We start from the raw sequence: 18,345 nt of genomic DNA, 5'->3' as shown, positions 1-18,345 counted from the left end.
AGTGCGTGGCGGCTCGGAAACCCGTGACCGCTCAGGAGTCCGCGGCGGCTCGGAAACCCGTGGCCGCTCAGGAGTCCGTGGCCGCGCATGAGTCCGGGGCGGCTCGGGAACCCGTCGCGGCGGCCGCCTCCGCCGCCACCGAGCGGGCCCAGCGGTAGTCCGCCTTGCCGCTGGGGGAGCGCTGGATGCGGTCGGTCAGGACGAGCCGGCGCGGCACCTTGTAGCCGGCGAGCCGGGTGCGGCAGTGGGACTGGAGCGCCGCCAGGTCCAGGGGCGGGGATCCGGCGCGCAGCTGGACCACGGCGGCCACGTGGTTGCCCCACGTGGGGTCCGGCACTCCGGCCACCAGGGCGTCGTACACGTCCGGATGGGACTTGAGGGCCTGCTCGACCTCCTCCGGATAGACCTTCTCGCCCCCGGTGTTGATGCACTGCGAGCCGCGGCCGAGGACCGTGACGATGCCCTCCTCGTCGACGGTCGCCATGTCGCCGAGGAGCACCCAGCGCTCGTCACCCTTCCGGAAGAAGGTCTCGGCGGTCTTCGCCGGGTCGTTGTAGTAGCCGAGGGGGACGTGGCCGCGCTGGGCGAGCCGGCCGATCTCGCCGACCGCGACGGGTTCGCGGGTGGCCGGGTCGACCACCTTCGTACGCTCGTTGACGTGCAGCCGGAAGCCCTTCCCGGGCCCCGCGTCGGCGGTCGCCCGGCCGTTGGAACCGGACTCGGAGGAGCCGAAGTTGTCGAGCAGCAGCACGTGGGGCGCGAGCGCCCGGAACTGGTCGCGCACGGTGTCCGACATGATCGCCCCGGAGGAGGACAGGCTGAACAGCGAGGACAGGTCGGTGCCCTTGAGCGGTCCCTGAAGGGCGTCGACCAGCGGCCGCAGCATCGCGTCGCCCACCAGCGAGACGCTGGACACCTTCTCCTTCTCGATGGTGCGCAGCACCTCCTCGGGCACGTACTTGCGGTGGATCACCACCCGCTGCCCGTAGTCGAAGGCGATGAACGAGGTGAGCGTGGACGTGCCGTGCATCAGCGGAGGAGTGGGGAAGAAGGTGATCCCCGCCCCGCCCGCCGCCACGCGTTCGGCCAGCTCCTCGGGGCGCTTGACCGGTTCCCCGCTCGGGTCGCCGCCGAACAGTCCGGCGAAGAACAGGTCCTCCTGGCGCCACATCACGCCCTTGGGCATGCCCGTGGTGCCGCCGGTGTAGATGATGAAGAGGTCGTCGCCCGACCGCGGACCGAAACCGCGTCCGGGCGAACCGGCCGCCTCCGCCGCCGCGAAGTCCACGCAGTCGAGCGCCGAGGCGTCCCCGCGGGGGGTCCCCACCCGCACGAGGTGCCGCAGCTTCTCCGTCCGAGGCACCGCCGCCGCCACCCGGTCCGTGAACTCCGCGTCGAAGACCAGCGCCGCCAGGTCGGCGTCCCGGTAGAGGTAGACCAGCTCCTCCGCCACGTAACGGTAGTTGACGTTCACCGGTACGAGCCGGGCCTTGAGGCAGGCCAGCACGGTCTGCAGGTACTCGACGCCGTTGTACAGGTGCAGGCCGAGGTGCTCGCCGGGCCGCAGTCCCGCGTCGACGAGGTGGTGGGCGAGCCGGTTGGCCGCGGCGTCCAGTCCGGCGTAGGTGAGGCGGCGCTCGGCGCCGGTGCCGGGGTGGTCGACGTAGACCAGCGCCTCGCGGTCGGGGACCACGTCGACGACCGATTCGAACAGGTCGGCAAGGTTGTACTCCACCGTTCCTCCTGATCCCGCCCCGGACCGGGACGTCGGTCACTGGCGCGGTCATTAGAGCGCCGACGGGCGGAGGGGGGAAGGGGACGCGCAGAAGAATCTGACTGAGTGTCAGAAAACTATTGAAGTGAACTCCCCACTCCTGCAACCTGTTCCAGAAATGGAGACGGCACCGAAGAGGGAGACGCCCATGGGCGGCAGCACCGAGCACCTCGACGTGCGGCGCGAAGGCGCCACGCTCGTCCTCACCCTGAACCGGCCCGAGGCCAGGAACGCGCTCTCGCTGCCGATGCTCGTCGGCCTGTACGACGGCTGGCTCGCCGCCGACGCCGACGACACCGTCCGCTCGGTCGTCCTCACCGGCGCCGGCGGGGCCTTCTGCGCGGGCATGGACCTCAAGGCGCTGGCCGGCAAGGGCATGGAGGGGGAGCGCTACCGGGACCGCATGACCGCCGACCCCGACCTGCACTGGAAGGCGATGCTGCGCCACCACCGCCCCCGCAAACCCGTCATCGCCGCCGTCGAGGGCCCCTGCGTCGCGGGCGGCACCGAGATCCTCCAGGGCACCGACATCCGTGTCGCCGGCGACACCGCCACCTTCGGCCTCTTCGAGGTCCGCCGCGGTCTCTTTCCGATCGGCGGCTCCACGGTCCGCCTGCCCCGCCAGATCGCCCGGACCCACGCCCTCGAAATGCTCCTCACCGGCCGCCCGTACACGGCCGACGAAGCCGCCCGCATCGGCCTCGTGGGCCGTGTCGTCCCGGCCGGCACGGCGCTCGACACCGCCCTGGAGATCGCCGACCGGGTCAACGCCTGCGGCCCGCTCGCCGTGGAGGCCGTCAAGGCCTCCGTCTACGAGACGGCCGAGATGACCGAGGAGGAGGGCCTGGCGGCCGAGCTGAAGCGCGGCTGGCCGATCTTCGCCACGGCGGACGCGCAGGAGGGCGCGAGGGCCTTCGCGGAGAAACGCCCGCCGGTGTACCGCCGGGAGTGACCCGACTCCGCTGCCCCGGGCCGGGGCCCTGGCCGGGGCCCTGGGCCCGCCCGCCGGCCTGGCTGCCCGCCGGCCTGGCTACCCGCCAAGCTTGGCTGCCCGCCCGCCCGCTGGCCTGCCCGCCGGCCCGGGGCCCCGCCTCCCGGCCCCCGCTGGCGCCCGCCCGTAACCTCCCACCCCTGGAGCCCCCATGACCGCCGCCCCGGAAACCCTCCGCGCCCCCCTCGTCGTCGAGTTCCCCTTCACCCGCTCCCTCGGCCCCGTCCAGTCCGCCTTCCTCACCGGCCTGCGCGAACGCACCGTCCTCGGGGTCCGCACCGAGGCCGGGCGGGTGCTCGTCCCGCCCGTCGAGTACGACCCCGAGACCGCCGCCGAGCTCCGCGAACTCGTCGAGGTCGACCCGACCGGCACCGTCACCACCTGGGCCTGGAATCCCGAACCCCGTCCCGGCCAGCCCCTCCCGACCCCCTTCGCCTGGGTCCTCGTCCGCCTCGACGGCGCCGACACCGCCCTGCTGCACGCCCTCGACGCACCCGGACCCGAGGCCGTACGCACCGGGATGCGGGTGCGGGTCCGCTGGGCCGCCGAACGGCAGGGTGCCATCACGGACATCGCCTGCTTCGAGCCGTACGACAGCGAGCCGCATAAGAGCGAGCCGTACGACAGTGACCAGCAAACGGGCCGCCCGCCCCGCCCCCACGACGGCCGGTTCGCCGCCCCCGTCACCGGCATCGTCGCCCCCGCCCGCCTCGACTACACCTACAGCCCCGGCCGCGCCCAGACCGCCTACCTCCACGCCCTCGCCCAACGCCGCACCGTCGGCGAACGCTGCCCCTCCTGCGCCAAGGTCTACGTCCCGCCCCGCGGCGCCTGCCCCACCTGCGGCGTCGCCACCACCGAGCAGGTCGAGGTCGGGCCCCGCGGCACCGTCACCACCTTCTGCGTCGTCAACATCAAGGCGAAGAACCTCGACATCGAAGTCCCCTACGTCTACGCCCACATCGCCCTCGACGGCGCCGCGCTCGCCCTCCACGGCCGGATCGCCGGCATCCCCCACGACCAGGTGCGGATGGGCCTGCGGGTCGAACCCGTATGGAGCGAGGACGGGCGCTACCCCGACCACTACCGCCCCAGCGGAGAGCCGGACGCCGACTACGACACGTACAAGGAGCTCCTGTGACCGCCTCCGCCCGCCGGGACGTCGCCATCGTCGCCTTCGCCCAGACCGACCACACCCGGCGCACCGACGAGCTCTCCGAGGTCGAGATGCTGATGCCGGTCCTCCACGAGGTGCTGCGCCGGACGGGCCTGACCACCTCCGACATCGGCTTCACCTGCTCGGGATCCTCCGACTACCTCGCCGGACGGCCCTTCTCCTTCACCATGGCCCTCGACGGCGTCGGCGCCTGGCCGCCCATCTCCGAGTCGCACGTGGAGACGGACGGCGCCTGGGCGCTGTACGAGGCATGGGTGAAGCTCCTGACCGGCCAGGCCGACACGGCGCTCGTCTACGCGTACGGGAAGTCCTCGCCCGGCTCCGTACGCGACGTCCTCACCCGCCAGCTCGACCCCTACTACCTGGCACCCCTGTGGCCCGACTCCGTCGCCCTCGCCGCGCTCCAGGCGCGGGCCCTGATCGACGCGGGCCACACCGACGAGCCCGCGCTCGCGGCGATCGCCGCCCGCAGCCGCCAGGACGCCGCCGCCAACCCGCACGCCCAGCTGCCCGGCGCCCGCCCCCAGGGCGACTACGTGGTGGCCCCGCTACGCACCGGCGACTGCCCGCCGATCGGCGACGGCGCCGCCGCCGTGATCCTCGCCGCGGGCGACCGGGCCCGCGCACTGTGCGCCAGGCCCGCCTGGATCACCGGCATGGACCATCGCACGGAGGCCCACTCCCTCGGCGTGCGCGACCTCACCGACTCGCCCTCCACCCGCCTCGCCGCCGAGCGGGCCGGAGCCTTCGACGCGTCCGCCGGCCGGCCCGTCGACACCGCCGAACTCCACGCGCCCTTCACCGCCCAGGAGGTCGTGCTGCGCAGGGCGCTCGGCCTCGGCGACCACGTCCGCGTCAACCCCTCCGGCGGCGCGCTCGCCGCCAACCCGATGATGGCCGCGGGCCTCGTCCGCCTCGGCGAGGCCGCCGCCCGCATCCACCGCGGCGCCTCCGAGCGCGCCCTCGCCCACGCCACCTCCGGGCCCTGCCTCCAGCAGAACCTGGTCGCCGTCCTGGAAGGGGACCCGCGATGAGCCGAGCAACGCACAAGGAGCCCGTGGCCGTCGTCGGCATCGGCCAGACCAAGCACGTCGCCGCCCGCCGGGACGTCTCGCTCGCCGGCCTCGTCCGCGAGGCCGCCCTGCGCGCCCTGGCGGACGCCGAGCTGACGTGGGCGGACATCGACGCCGTCGTCATCGGCAAGGCCCCCGACTTCTTCGAGGGCGTGATGATGCCGGAGCTCTACCTCGCCGACGCCCTCGGCGCCGTCGGCAAGCCGATGCTCCGCGTCCACACCGCCGGCTCGGTCGGCGGGTCCACGGCGCTGGTGGCCGCCGACCTGGTGGCCGCCCGCGTCCACGGCACCGTCCTCACCCTCGCCTTCGAGAAGCAGTCCGAGTCCAACGCCATGTGGGGCCTGTCGCTGCCCGTGCCGTTCCAGCAGCCCCTGCTCGCCGGCGCCGGCGGCTTCTTCGCCCCGCACGTGCGCGCGTACATGCGGCGCACCGGCGCCCCCGACACGATCGGTTCCCTCGTCGCGTACAAGGACCGCCGCAACGCGCTGAAGAACCCCTACGCCCACCTCCACGAGCACGACATCACCCTGGAGAAGGTGCAGGCGTCCCCGATGCTCTGGGACCCGATCCGCTACTCCGAGACCTGCCCGTCCTCCGACGGCGCCTGCGCCATGGTCCTCACCGACCGGGCGGGCGCGGCCCGTTCGCCCCGCCCGCCCGCCTGGATGCTCGGCGGCGCGATGCGCAGCGAACCCACCCTCTTCGCCGGCAAGGACTTCGTCTCCCCGAGGGCCGGTCGCGACTGCGCCGCCGACGTCTACCGGCAGGCCGGGATCACCGACCCGCGCCGCCAGATCGACGCGGTCGAGATGTACGTGCCGTTCTCCTGGTACGAGCCGATGTGGCTGGAGAACCTCGGCTTCGCGGACGAGGGCGAGGGCTGGAAGCTCACCGAGGCGGGGGTCACCGAGCTCGGCGGCGACCTGCCCGTGAATCCCTCCGGCGGGGTGCTGTCCACCAACCCCATCGGCGCCTCCGGCATGATCCGCTTCGCGGAGGCGGCGCTCCAGGTGCGCGGGCAGGCCGGCGAACACCAGGTGGAGGGGGCGCGCACGGCGCTCGGACACGCGTACGGAGGCGGCGCGCAGTTCTTCTCCATGTGGCTGGTCGGAGACCGGCCGCCCACCGGCTGAGGTCTGTCCGTGCCGCGGACCGGTCGCTACGCTGAGGCCCGGACGGACAGCGCAGCGTGACGCGCACGACGTGAGGGGAGAACGGACGTGGCGGACAGCACCATGCCCCAGCAGGCCCGGCCGGGGCAGGACCTGCCGGACCTCGACCTGGCGGGCGCCGACTGGCGCCCCGGCAGCCAGGGGGTGGGGGACGTCCAGATCGCCTTCGTCGAGGGCTTCGTCGCGATGCGCAACGGGCGCAGGCCCGGAGCGCCGTCGGTCGTCTTCGGCCCGGCGGAGTGGCGGGCGTTCGTGGCGAACGCCCGCGAGGGCGAGTTCGACCTCACCTGAGCGGGGCCGGGGGCCCGAGGTGTCGCGGCCCCGGCGAGATCGGAGCGAAACCCTAGGGTGGCGCCCATGCACCCTGAGCGCGATCTGACCCGGCTCCTGGCCGGGATGCGGCCGGAACTCCACCCGGGCCGCTATGTCTTCACCACGGTGACGGGCCCCGCCCCGGCGGGCCTCGATCCGGTCGTGACCGTCGCCGAACGCGAGGGTCTGACGATGGTCGTACGCCAGGAGGACGCCGACGCGGCCTCGCTGGCGTACGACTACGTGGCCGGCTGGATCACCCTGCGGATCCACTCGGCACTCGACGCCGTCGGCCTGACCGCGGCCGTCGCGGGAGCGCTCGCCGAGGCCGGTCTGAGCTGCAACGTGGTCGCGGGCTACCACCACGACCACCTCTTCGTCGAACACGCCCGCGCCGATGAGGCCCTGGACGTGCTGGAAGCGCTTGCCCGGCGGTCCTGAGCCCCCTTCACACAACCCACACAACCCCTCTCCGTGAGGGCGCGCCCCGGCGTACGCTGGGACTTCACAGGGCGACCGCCCCGGACGCACCCCGTGTGCGCCGGGCGTGCGCCCCTCGTGTGGGGGGTGGGGTGGACCATGGCAGCACACGTCGGCGGACCGGCCGGCCAGGGCTTCCGTCTCTTCGAGCGCGAGGCCGAACTCGCGGCGGCCGAGGAGGCCCTGGACCTCCTGACGGGCCGGGGCGCCGACCCGGGGCCGGCGGAGGCCGGCGGCGAGCCGACCCGGGGGCGCACGGCCACGGACGGCGCGCGCGACCCGGGCCCGGCGGAGGCCGGCGGCGAGCCGACGCCGGAGCGCACCGCCGCGAACGGCGCGCGCGGCCCGGGCCGTGGCGGGGACGGTGACACCGTCGGGGGCGCGTACGGGGCCCGGCTGGTGGCGCTCGGCGACCGACTGACAGGCCAGGGGAGGGGCCTCGGTGCCGGCCCGGAGGCGGCGTCCGGCTCGGGCGACGCAGAGGGCCATGGAGAGAGCGGCGGAGGGAGCGGCGGAGAGGGCGGCGGAGAGGACGCGGTGGCGGCGCACGGCCGGGACCGGGCCGACGCTCCCGCCGCCACCGACGCGCGTCCCGTCCGACCTCCGCGCGCGCCCGGGGCGCCGGCCCTGCGCGTGGTGCGCGGAGTGGGCGAGACCGCCCCACGTCCGGTGGTCGCCGCCGCCCGTCGCGAGCGAGCCGCGCCCGCCCCCCGTCGCGGGGGAGTGCTCGCCGTCGCCGCGCCCGCCGGGCTCGGGAAGACCACCCTCCTCGCCGAGATCCGCCGGCGCGCCGCGGCCAGGGGCTGCACCGTGCTGTCGGCGCGCGGCGGCGACCAGGAGCGACAGGGCGCCTTCCACGTGGCCCGGCAACTCCTCCGGCCGCACCTCTCCACCGCCTCCCGCACCGAACTGCGCACACACCTCGGCGACCGGTACGACGTCGTCGGCCCCGTACTCGGCCTGTGCGCCGCCGCCGAGGGCGGACCGCCCGACCCGCGGGACCTGCGCGACGGGCTCGACCAGATCCTCACCCACCTCGTCGCGGGACGCGCCCCGGTCGTGGTCGTGCTCGACGACGCCCACCGCGCCGACCCGGAGTCGCTCGACTGGCTCTCCGCCCTCTCGCCCCGCGCCGAAGAACTCCCCGTCCTGCTGGTCGTCGCCTATCGACCCGACGAACTCCCGGCCGCCCTGGTCGAGTTCAGGGGAGCGCGGTCCGGCCGGCCGCCCCTGACCCTGGAACCGCTCAGTCCCGCCGCCATCGCCCGACTCGTCCGCGACCGGATCGGCGTCCACGCCGACGACGCCTTCTGCCGCGCGTACGGGGCCGTCACCGCCGGCAACCCCTTCGAGGCCGTCCAGCTCGCCGCCCGTATCCGCGACCGGGGTCTCGACCCCACTGCCGACCTCGCCACCGCCGTCAAGGGCAGCGGCCTCATCACCCGGATCGAACGGCTCGGCACCGCCACCGTCCGCCTCGCCTGGGCCTGCGCCGTCCTCGGCACCGGGATCTCCCCGCGGCTCGCCGGCGCCGTCGCCGGACTCGGCGACGAGGAAGTCGCCCGTGGCGCGGCACTGCTGCGCGGCGCCGGCGTCCTCACCGAGGGCCGGGGTGACGAGGCCGGGAGCGAGGAGGACGAGACCGGCACCGCCGCGACCGACAACCTCACCCTCACCTTCGTCCACCCCCTCATCGCCACCGCCGTCTACGACGCCATCCCCGCCGCCACCCGCGTCGCCCTGCACGGACAGGCCGCCTGGTGCGTCATCGAGGCCGGCCTCGGCTCCACGGCCGCCGCCCGGCACCTGGTGGAGACCCACCCGGACGCCGACCCCTGGGTCGTCCGGCACCTGCGTGCCGCCGCGCGGGAGACCCTGCGGGCCGGGGCACCCGACACCGCCCGCCGCTACCTTGCCCGTGCTCTGCGCGAACCCCCCGACCGCGACGAACGCGCCGCCGTCCTCTTCGAACTCGGCTACGCGTCCCTGCTCACCGAATCGGCCACAGCCGCCCACCACCTCCGCGCCGACGAACCCGACGCGCCGGCCCTCCCCCATGGCCTCGGGCAGGGGAGCGGTCCCCAGACCGCCTCGCCCGGCTCGCCGACCGGGACGCCGTCCCCCGCGCCGACCGCCCCGGCGGGCACCCCGGCCCCCGCGCCCCCGCCCCGGGGTACGCCGTCGGTGTCGTGATCGCGGTGCCGCTCACCGGTGGCCACACGGAGGAGGGCGCCGCCGGTCGCCGCCTGGACCCGCGCGCCCCGCCCCACCTCGCCCGGTGCCCCCGGCAGCCCCTCCGGCCGTCACCGAAGCCCGCGAGACATCCGACCGGGCCCGCGCCCGCCCTCGCCGGGCCGCCGGTACGGTGCGCCCTCCGCGATCGGCCAGGCGCTCCCCGTCACCGCCTCCGGCGGCGCCGACCCGAGCAGGCTCCCGGAGCGGTCCGTCGACCGACCGGAGCAGCCGCCCGCCGCGTACGAGCCGGCCCGCTCCCTCGCGGCCCTCGGCGCCGCGCCGCGCCCCCGTACGCTCCGGCCCGCCCCCTGGGCGGAGGACCCGCCCGCCGTCAGCCGCCCGCCGTCAGCCATCAGCCGTCTGCCGCAAGCCCCGCACCGACCGACCGGCCCGGCCCGGCCCAGGCACCGACCGCGCACCGCCCGGCACCGACCGGTACCGGCCGCGCGCCGACCGGCTCACCCCCCCCCGTGCCTCAGGGGTCCCCGGCGCGCCGCATCCCGCACCCGGGCACGTACCATGGCCGTATGTCCTTCCTCCGCCGCCGCAGCGCCGCCACACCCGCGGGCCCGGACTTCGACGTCCTGGCCATGGACCCCGGGGACTGGCCCGGCAATCTCGGCGCCGGCCTGCTCCCGGCCCCCGACGGCAGCTGCCAGGGCGTGTTCCTCCGCTACGACCTGTTCGGCGGCCGCGGACCCGCGATGATCATCGGCAACCTGCCGGAGGGCTCCCCGGCCCGCGAGCTCGCCGAGGGCCAGGTCCCCTTCGAGGTGGCGCAGCTGCTCGCCGCCCTGGAGAACGACGAGCCGGTCGAGGTCGTCGACAAGGAGGACGTGCCCGTGATGCAGGGCGACAACCTGCTCATCGTGCGCCGCCTCAAACTCTCCGAGAGCCGGATCTCCTGCGTGCAGTTCGACCGCAGCGACAACGTCCTGGTCACCATCGCCAGTTGGGACCGGCCCATCACCGACGACCTGTACGCGCTGCTCAAGCCGCTGCCCGCCGAGCTGTTCCAGCAGGGCTGACCGGGAGGCGGGGGCCGATGAGCGCGCGCGTCGACAGCTGGATCTGGGCCGTCCGGCTCACCAAGACCCGTTCCCAGGCCGCCGCGGCCTGCCGGGCCGGGCACGTCAAGGTCAACGGGGAGCGGGCCAAGCCCGCACAGCCCGTGAAGCCGGGCGACGAGGTCCGTGTCTTCCACGGCGGCCGGCAGCGGATCGTCGAGGTGCGGCAGCTGCTCACCAAGCGGGTCGGCCCGTCCGTCGCCGCCGAGGCGTACGTGGACAACAGCCCGCCCCCGCCGCCGCGCGAGGAGGTCGCCGTGGCCGGTGTCCGCGACCGTGGCGCGGGCCGCCCCACCAAGCGCGACCGCCGCGAGCTCGACCAGCTCCGCGGACTGCGCCCCTGACAGCCGCCCGAAGGCATCTCCCCGCACACGACACACGACATACGACGCACGACAGCGAGGCCGCCCCGTCCCGACGGGGCGGCCTCCGCGTGTCACGGGCCCGAGGTCACGGCACGAGCGAGCCGTACGCCGCCGCCAGCCGCGCCGCCGACGTCCCGAGGCCCGTCGGCCCCCGCCGCGCCAAGGACGTCCCCGCGCCCGTGTGGACGTCCTCGGCCCGGTAACGCCGCACGCCCCGGTGCCAGTTGAGGATCCCCGCGAGCCAGTCCTCCAACTCCCGCAGATACGTGGCGAAGGCGGCCCGGCCCGCCGCGTCGAGCCCCAAGTCCCCCAGCAGCACCGGCACTTCATTCCGCTTCACGTGCTCGTACTGGCGCAGCCGGCCCCGCATCAGGTCGTCGACCATCGCCACCGCCGTCGGGTAGTCGCAGTCGAAGAACTTCTGCAGCACCAGCACGCCGTTGTGCACCTCGCCCTCGACCTCGACCTCCTTCTGGTACGAGAAGAGGTCGTTGAGCAGGGTCGCGTAGTCCATCACGGAGCCCTCCAGGGCCCGTACGGTGCCCGTGCGGTAGAGCTCGGGCGGCAGCGCCTCCGCGTGCCGCAGCCGGCACATCAGCATGGTCAGCTCGGAACCGAAGGTGGTCCGGCGCATCTCGATGTAGTCGACCGGGTCGGGCACCCGGTGCTGCGCCTGGTTGTGCAGCTCCCACAGCCAGCTGTCCAGCATGGCGTCGACCGCGGCCCGCAGCTGGGCGCGCGCCTCGGGGGCCATCGGACCGGCCGTGCGGGCCCACAGATCGGCGAGGGAGCGCTCCATCGGGTTCACCGCGAGCCCCGCCCCGGCGGCCGGATCCTCCAGCGGCATACAGGACTTGAACCGCTCCGTCTGCTCCCTGGCGCCCGGCAGGTTGCGCGACCGTCCGAAGACCAGCGGGTAGTAGTCGTCCCCGTAGGTGCCCCAGGTCAGCCACTCGGCGCTGAGCACCAGTTCCTCCAGGGTGGCGTCCGGGTCGAGCCCCGCCGAGCACAGCGCCAGGTCGAAACCCTCCGCCATCGGACGGTCCCAGATGTCCTCCAGGAGCCCCATCTCCTGCGCCCAGTCCAGGGAGAGCCGCCTGACCTCCTCGTGGTGCGGGCTGAGCGACAGCGGGTACGGCAGGTCGAACTCCGGGAGCAGCGAAGGTCCCACCCTCTGGTGGGGTACGTGGGTGAGCGAGCGCAGCCGGCTCGCCGCGGGCCGTCCGAACAGGTTCCGGATGTCCAGGGCGGAGGTGCCGATCACCCCGTGCCTCCACGAAGGGCCGTCCACCAGACCGTCGTTCATGTACCGGCTGGAGCGCAGGTGCCACTCGTGGCCGCCGGACTGCCAGTCCTGCAGGCCCTTGGTGTAGGCGGCGACGGCCGCGACCTCCTCCGGGCCGAGCCCGTGCTCCACGCACAGCGCGGGTACTTCGGTCAGCGCGGTGTTCTCGAACTGCTGGAGCCGCGAGGTCAGCAGGTCGTTGACGGCGTCGGCCGCCTCCTGCGTCGTACAGCCGAGGAACTTCTCCAGGACGAGGACGCCGTTGCTGTTCTCGCCCTCGTCCTCGACCTCGCGCTGGTACGAGAAGAGGTCGTTGCGCAGATGGACCGCGTCGGAGAACGCGTCCCGCAGCACGCGCAACGGCCGCGTGTACGCGACCCGCTCGGGCACCTCGGCGCCCGCCGCGTATTCGACGAGCCCCGCCGACCAGGGCGCGCCGCCCACCTTGCGGCGCATCTCGATGTACTCGACCGGGTTGGCGATCCGGCCCTCGTTGATGTTGTCGAGCTCCCACAGCGACTCGTACAGCAGGTGCTCCGTCGCCTCGGCGAAGCGCACCCGCCAGGCCTCCGACATCGACGGAACCGTCCGTCGCCACAGGTCCGCGAGCCCCGCCTCGACCGGATTGGTCGGCTCCGGCATGCCCGCCGCCGGGTCGGCCGGCATGAAGAGCGGCAGCCGGTCGAGGTACGCCTTGCCGCCGGCCCGGTCCTGGGTGCGCTTGAAGACCTCCAGGAAGTGGTCGTCGAAGAAGAACACCCACGTGTACCAGTCGGTGACGAGGGACAGGGCCTCCTCGTCGCAGTCCGGATGCGTGTAGGAGCAGAGCAGCGCGTAGTCGTGGGACTGGAGGTCCTCCTCCTCCCAGATGCCGGAACCCTCCAGCATGCCCATCTCCCGTGCCCAGTCCCGCGTGTGCGTGCGGGCCGCCTCCACATGGGGATTGAGCCGCGCCGGATACGGGACGTAGAAATCCGGCAGAACGAAGGGCTGAGCCATGCCAGGGAGGCCTTTCGGTGAGCGCGTGCAGTCGTCCGGCCGAGCATTACCCCTCGACCCCCGCGCGCACGCGAACACCGCAATAGTCATATGAGCGAGCCGAGGTGCCGGTCGGAAGGTGGTCCGCCGGCGCCTCGTCACGGAAGGGCGGATTTCGGCCGCCCCTCCCTCAGTCCTGGGAAACCCGCACGTCAGCGACCTTCACAAAGGCGACCCGATGGCCGAACTGGATCTCGTAGTACTCCTCCTGGCCGCGGACGACCCGGTGACCCGAAGGGTCGAACACCGGCGCGAAGTAGTACTCGCCCGGGGTGCGGTCACCCACCACGTACCGCTGACCGGCGAGCAGCCGGTACGGCAGCGGCGACACCGACTGCACCGGGATCCCCGCCGGATAGGCCGCCGCCTCCGGATACGCCCGCCCGTACACCGGCACGGATGCCAGGCCCTCCCGCGGGGTCAGCACGAGCCCGCGCGCGTTCACCGCCGTCGGCTCCTCCTTCGGGTTGTGGAACCACGCCTTCTGCCCGAGGTACCAGATCGCCGTCCAGTCGCCCCGCCGCTCCGCCACCGCGTAGCTCTGGCCCGTCGAGGCGCGCGCGCCCGTGTCGTTGACCCCGGTGGTCGAATCCTGCCCACCCGGCCGCAGACCGATGTCCTTCACCAGCGGCGCGTCGGCGCTCGGTGCGGTGTGCAGGCGCACCGCACCGCTCCCGTGCGGCGCGCACGCCTCCCCGGCCTTCGCGCACCCGGTGTACACCGGCCGGTGCGCGTCGTAGTCCGGACGGATGGTCACCACCCCGGCGTCCGGACCCGCGCTCGGCGTGATCGGCCGGCCCAGCAGCCGGAAGTAGTGCGCCCAGTCCCAGTACGGGCCCGGGTCCGTGTGCATGCCCTTGATGGTCGAGGCGACCGTCCCCGGCACGTTGTCGTGGCCCAGCACGTGCTGCCGGTCCAGCGGGATGCCGTACCGTTTCGCCAGATAGCGCACCAGGCGCGCCGACGTCCGGTACATCGCTTCTGTGTACCAGGAGTCCGGCGACGTCAGGAAACCCTCGTGCTCCAGCCCCACCGACTTGGCGTTCACGAACCAGTTGCCCGCGTGCCAGCCCACGTCCTTCAGCGGCACGTGCTGCGCGATGTGCCCGTCCGAGGACCGTAGCGAGTACTGCCACGACACGTACGCCGGGTCCTGCACCAGCTTCAGCGTGGTGTCCCAGCTCGCCTCGGTGTCGTGGATCACGATGTAGTCGACCGACTGCGACAGCGGCCGGTCCGCCTTGTCGTGGTTGCCGTAGTCGCCGTCCCCGAACTCCTCGTACGGCGCCGGGATCCACTCGCACGCCACCTCCGGCGGGCACTCCACCGGTCCCTTCGCCGGCGCCCGAAGCCCCAGCGCGGCCAGCTGACCCGTGTCCGGCGCCACGTCCGGATCGGCCGGCAGCGTCACCAGCTGCCCGCTGTCCGTCCGCCGCGACTCGCCGTCCCGGATCACGTCGAACACCTCGTCCGCGTACACCGCCGCCGTGCCGCTGTCCTCGGCGCCCGAGTAGCGCGCCACCGCCCCGTACCAGTCGGCCGGATCCGCGCTCGCCGGCAGCCCCGCCTCGCGCTGCGCGGCGGCGAGCAGCGCCGCACCGCCGTCGATGTTCGCCGCCGTACCGGTCCGCAGCTCCTCGGCCGAGCGGCCCGACAGCGCCGCCGCCCGCTCCAGCGTCCGCAGCCGCGCCGGCAGCGCACCCGCCGAGGGCGGCGGCGCCTCGGCCCCCACGCGCGGAGGGCGCGCCTCGTCGCCGCGCGCGTCCTCCTCGCCCTCCGAGTGGTGCGGCGCCTCGGCGAGCGCGGTCACCGCGTCCGTCAGGTGCATCGGGCCGTAGCCGCCCGTCACGCTCGGCGCGCCGCCGTGGGTGTCCCAGCGCGACTGGAGGTACGACACGGCGAGCAGCACGCTCGGCGGGACACCGTGCCGCTCGGCCGCCGCCGCGAACTGCGCCTGGAGCGAGCCCGCCTCGGGCCCCTCGGCCGTGGCGGACGGCGCTCCGGACAGCAGGGGAAGGATCAGCAGGGCGGGCGCGGCCCGTCCGAGGGACGTGGAACGGAGCAAGGCAGCCTCCAGGCGCGGATGGGGGGAGCGGGGGCGTGCGGAACCGAACCCGTCCAGGGGTAGCGGCTCACGGACCATCCGTCAATCACCCGTGGCGCCGGGCGATTTCCCACGTCAGAGCGGCCGGAGAGCGGTTTCGCGCGGGCGGCGCGCCCGCCTGCGGCGCGTCAGTGGAGTGGACCAGTGGGGGTGTTCCTCTCGGAGCGGAACGAAGTCCCCGATGAGCCACGCAGAGCAAGGAAGAGCATCGAAGAAGGACCGGGGAACACCGGGGAACACCGGGGAACGACGAAGAGCGCCGCGCTCCCGGTGTGTCGGCACCGGGCGCGCGGCGCCCACCCCCGTCCCGTGTCGGAACCGTTCAGCGCGTCCCGACCGCCGCGCGCACGGCCCGCCGTGCCATGGCGCAGTCGTCGTGCAGCCGCCGCAGCAGCAGCCGCTGCTCCTCGCCGGGCGAGACCGCCCCGGCGGGCACCGGGACCGAACCGGCCGGCGGCGCCTCCTTGATCGTCCGCTGCACCGCCGTCTCGTACGTACGGATCTCCCGGGTCAGCACGATCATCAGGTTCACCAGGAACGCGTCCCGGGAGGCCGTCCCCGCCTGCTGCGCCAGCTGACTGATCTGGCGCCGCGCCAGCGGAGCGTCACCCAGCACCGCCCACAGCGTCGCCAGGTCGTAGCCCGGCAGGTACCAGCCGGCATGCTCCCAGTCGACGAGCACCGGACCGGCCGGAGACAGCAGCATGTTGGACAACAGGGCGTCACCGTGGCAGAACTGTCCCATGCCCTGCCGGCCCCCCGCCTGCGCGAGGCCGTGCAGCAGCTTCTGCAGATCGTCCCGGTCCCGGTCGGTGAACAGCCCGAGCTCGTGATAGCGGGCGATCCGCGCCCCGTAGTCGAGCGGCGCGTCGAACGTCCCGGCCGGCGGCCGCCAGGCGTTCAGCCGGGCGATCGCGCCGAGCGCGGCCCGCACGTCCGCGCGCGGCGGAGCCTCGACCGGATGACGGCTCAGCGCCGCCGCCCGCCCCGGCATCCGCTCGATGACCAGCGTGCAGTTCTCCGGGTCCGCGGCGATCAGCCGCGGCGCGCGCACCGGGGGACGGTGCCGGACGAACGCGCGGTACGCCCCTATTTCGTGACGGAACCGCTCGACCCACGCGGGGGAGTGGTCCAGTAAACACTTGGCGACCGCCGTGGTCCTTCCCGTCGTCCCGACGATCAGCACGGAACGGCCGCTGCGCCGCAGCACCTGAACCGGGTTGAACTCCGGGCAGATCCGGTGGACGGACGCGATGGCCATGCGCAGCTGCGCCCCCTGCGGACCGGACAGGTCGATCCTCCCGCTGGGCGGCTGGACGGTGCTCCCCGCCCAGCGCCTCGGCCGCGCCGCTCCCTGCGTCGGAGCGGGGGCGAGGTACGGTCCGGAACCGGCCGGAATGGTGCGGTGCAGCGGCCGGGGCGGGGCGGACACGGAGGACGATGCTGTGTACATGGAGGAGACAGATCCCTTCGTGCGCCGACGAGTTGCGTGCGTCGCCCCGCCCGCCCGACCGATCCGCACCCTGGGGAAAATGAGGGCCGGTCGACGGGGCGGGGTGGCGCGTTCCTACCTGACACCCGGCCGCGGGTGGCGGAACATCGGGCGCACCCTGGCGAACCCTGGCGAATAGTCGCCAGCCCTATGACAGGGGGTTAGTGTCAACTCAGCCGAGAACCTGGGGGCTTAGACGTGACCGGACAGACCAACACCCGCCTGGCAGACCTTTTCGGCCTCGCCGGCTGGTCCAAGGGCGAACTCGCGAGACTCGTGAACCGGCAGGCGGCGGCCATGGGCCACCCCCAGCTGGCGACCGACACCTCGCGGGTGCGGCGCTGGATCGACATGGGGGAGACCCCGCGCGATCCCGTACCCCGGGTGTTGGCAGCGCTGTTCACCGAGCGACTCGGCCGTGTCGTGACCATCGAGGACCTCGGGTTCGTACGACACGGGCGCGCCGGCAAGCGGCGGGACGTCAGGAACACCGACAACCCTGACGGGCTGCCCTGGGCGCCCGAGCGTACGGCAGCGGTCCTCACCGAATTCACGGGAATGGACCTCATGCTCAACCGACGCGGCCTGGTGGGCGCGGGTGCCGCGCTTGCCGCCGGCTCCGTAATCACCAACGCCATGCACGACTGGCTCCACACCGACCCCGCACGCCCCGGCGCCACCCCCCGCGCCGTCGATCCCCTCCACGCCGACCCCGCTGGGTACGACCGCTACGAGGCCGCCCCCATCGGGTCGGAGGAGATCGAGGCCCTGGAACGCTCCGTCGAGGTCTTCCGCGCCTGGGACGCCTCCCGCGGCGGCGGCCTCCAGCGCAAGGCCGTGGTCGGCCAGCTCAACGAGGTGGGCGGCATGCTCGCCTACCACCACCCCGACCACCTTCAGCGCCGGCTGTGGGGCGTGGCCGCCAACCTGGCCGTCCTGGCCGGCTGGATGTCCCACGACGTCGGCCTCGAACCCACCGCCCAGAAGTACTTCGTGATCGCCGCGCACGCGGCCCGCGAGGGCGGCGACCGGCCGCGCGCCGGGGAAGCGCTCTCCCGCGCCGCCCGCCAGATGGTGCACCTCGGCCGGCCCGACGAGGCCCTCGACCTGATGCAGCTGGCCAAGTCCGGCGCGGGGGAGCGACTGCTGCCCCGCACCCAGGCCATGTTCCACACGATCGAGGCCTGGGCGCAGGCGTCGATGGGCCGTGGCCAGGCCATGCGCCGCACCCTCGGTGAGGCCGAGGAGCTCTTCGTCTCCGACCGCGGGGACGAGAAGCCCAGCTGGATGCAGAACTTCGACGAGGCCGACCTGCACGGCATGCAGGCGCTCGCCTACCGCACCCTCGCCGAACACGATCCGGCCGCAGCCGTCCCCGCGCAGCGCCACGCCAAGCTGGCGCTCGACCTGCGCCACCAGGGGCACGACCGTTCGAAGCTCTTCGACCACATCTCGCTCGCCTCGGCCTGCTTCATCGCCGACGACCCGGAACAGGCGGACCGTTACGCCCGCCTCGCCCTGGTCTCCATGGGCGACACGTCCTCCCACCGGACCTGGGACCGGCTGCGGGAGATGTACCGGCTGACCGGGCAGTACGCGGGCTACAGCAAGATCGAGGACCTGCGCGAGGAGATCGCGACGGCACTCCCGAAGGCGCCCTCGAACCGCCCCAGGACCGGAGAGGCATGAAGGGTGTGCGAGACGTGAGGGGAGGTACGGAGCCGGCGGAAGCGCCGTGGGCACGGCGGTCCGTCGGCTACTGACCTCCGTCGACCAC

The 18,345-nt window shown here is 74.0% G+C and carries 14 protein-coding genes; 10 read left to right on the top strand and 4 right to left on the bottom strand.

Annotated elements, in window-relative coordinates:
• Positions 1-67 precede the first annotated feature (67 nt).
• Positions 68-1,735, bottom strand: coding sequence for an acyl-CoA synthetase (locus tag ABTZ91_RS19065; protein WP_352078327.1), 1,668 nt, complete (start codon positions 1,733-1,735; stop codon positions 68-70).
• A 187-nt stretch (positions 1,736-1,922) separates the two neighbouring features.
• Here ABTZ91_RS19065 and ABTZ91_RS19060 point away from each other — a divergent pair, with 187 nt between their 5' ends.
• From ABTZ91_RS19060 to ABTZ91_RS19020, 9 genes are all read left to right on the top strand, one after another.
• Positions 1,923-2,726 carry a crotonase/enoyl-CoA hydratase family protein gene (locus ABTZ91_RS19060; RefSeq protein WP_352078326.1) on the top strand — a complete coding sequence of 268 codons (804 nt, stop codon included), beginning with the start codon at positions 1,923-1,925 and terminating at the stop codon, positions 2,724-2,726.
• Between the two features lie 190 nt (positions 2,727-2,916).
• Positions 2,917-3,906: an OB-fold domain-containing protein gene (locus ABTZ91_RS19055; RefSeq protein WP_352078325.1), complete on the top strand. Its 990-nt coding sequence runs from the start codon at positions 2,917-2,919 to the stop codon at positions 3,904-3,906.
• Positions 3,903-4,976 (top strand): thiolase domain-containing protein, encoded by a 1,074-nt coding sequence (locus tag ABTZ91_RS19050; RefSeq protein ID WP_352078324.1) that lies wholly within the window; start codon positions 3,903-3,905, stop codon positions 4,974-4,976. The genes ABTZ91_RS19055 and ABTZ91_RS19050 overlap by 4 nt, the downstream gene beginning before the upstream one ends.
• Complete coding sequence (locus ABTZ91_RS19045) at positions 4,973-6,151, top strand: thiolase domain-containing protein (protein ID WP_352078323.1); 1,179 nt, start codon at positions 4,973-4,975, stop codon at positions 6,149-6,151. The genes ABTZ91_RS19050 and ABTZ91_RS19045 overlap by 4 nt, the downstream gene beginning before the upstream one ends.
• A gap of 87 nt (positions 6,152-6,238) precedes the next feature.
• A complete protein-coding gene (locus tag ABTZ91_RS19040) occupies positions 6,239-6,481 on the top strand; it encodes a DUF397 domain-containing protein (RefSeq protein WP_352078322.1) in 243 nt (80 codons plus the stop codon).
• A 66-nt stretch (positions 6,482-6,547) separates the two neighbouring features.
• Positions 6,548-6,943, top strand: coding sequence for an ACT domain-containing protein (locus tag ABTZ91_RS19035; protein ID WP_352078321.1), 396 nt, complete (start codon positions 6,548-6,550; stop codon positions 6,941-6,943).
• A 138-nt stretch (positions 6,944-7,081) separates the two neighbouring features.
• Positions 7,082-9,175: an AAA family ATPase gene (locus ABTZ91_RS19030; protein WP_352078320.1), complete on the top strand. Its 2,094-nt coding sequence runs from the start codon at positions 7,082-7,084 to the stop codon at positions 9,173-9,175.
• 569 nt (positions 9,176-9,744) lie between these two features.
• The gene (locus ABTZ91_RS19025; RefSeq protein ID WP_345491425.1) at positions 9,745-10,245 is read left to right on the top strand and encodes a hypothetical protein; all 501 of its coding nucleotides are present in this window, start codon (positions 9,745-9,747) and stop codon (positions 10,243-10,245) included.
• Positions 10,246-10,262: 17 nt separating this feature from the next.
• Positions 10,263-10,628, top strand: coding sequence for an RNA-binding S4 domain-containing protein (locus ABTZ91_RS19020; RefSeq protein ID WP_352078319.1), 366 nt, complete (start codon positions 10,263-10,265; stop codon positions 10,626-10,628).
• 106 nt (positions 10,629-10,734) lie between these two features.
• On the opposite strand, the gene ABTZ91_RS19015 is transcribed toward ABTZ91_RS19020, so the two are convergent.
• The 3 genes from ABTZ91_RS19015 to ABTZ91_RS19005 all read right to left on the bottom strand — a co-directional run bounded on the left by ABTZ91_RS19015 (position 10,735) and on the right by ABTZ91_RS19005 (position 16,529).
• Positions 10,735-12,933, bottom strand: coding sequence for a terpene synthase family protein (locus ABTZ91_RS19015; protein ID WP_352078318.1), 2,199 nt, complete (start codon positions 12,931-12,933; stop codon positions 10,735-10,737).
• A gap of 169 nt (positions 12,934-13,102) precedes the next feature.
• Entirely contained in the window at positions 13,103-15,115 is a 2,013-nt protein-coding gene (locus ABTZ91_RS19010; RefSeq protein ID WP_352078317.1) for an N-acetylmuramoyl-L-alanine amidase, read from the bottom strand.
• A gap of 283 nt (positions 15,116-15,398) precedes the next feature.
• A complete protein-coding gene (locus ABTZ91_RS19005; RefSeq protein ID WP_352078316.1) occupies positions 15,399-16,529 on the bottom strand; it encodes an aminoglycoside phosphotransferase family protein in 1,131 nt (376 codons plus the stop codon).
• Positions 16,530-16,766: 237 nt separating this feature from the next.
• Here ABTZ91_RS19005 and ABTZ91_RS19000 point away from each other — a divergent pair, with 237 nt between their 5' ends.
• On the top strand, positions 16,767-18,257 hold the full coding sequence (locus ABTZ91_RS19000; RefSeq protein ID WP_352078315.1) for a hypothetical protein: 1,491 nt from the start codon (positions 16,767-16,769) through the stop codon (positions 18,255-18,257).
• Positions 18,258-18,345 lie beyond the last annotated feature (88 nt).

Source organism: Streptomyces sp. NPDC126499 (assembly GCF_040302485.1).
GTDB lineage: Bacteria > Actinomycetota > Actinomycetes > Streptomycetales > Streptomycetaceae > Streptomyces.
Note: the sequence above shows the minus strand (reverse complement) of the source record. Positions and strands in the feature narration are given on the sequence as shown.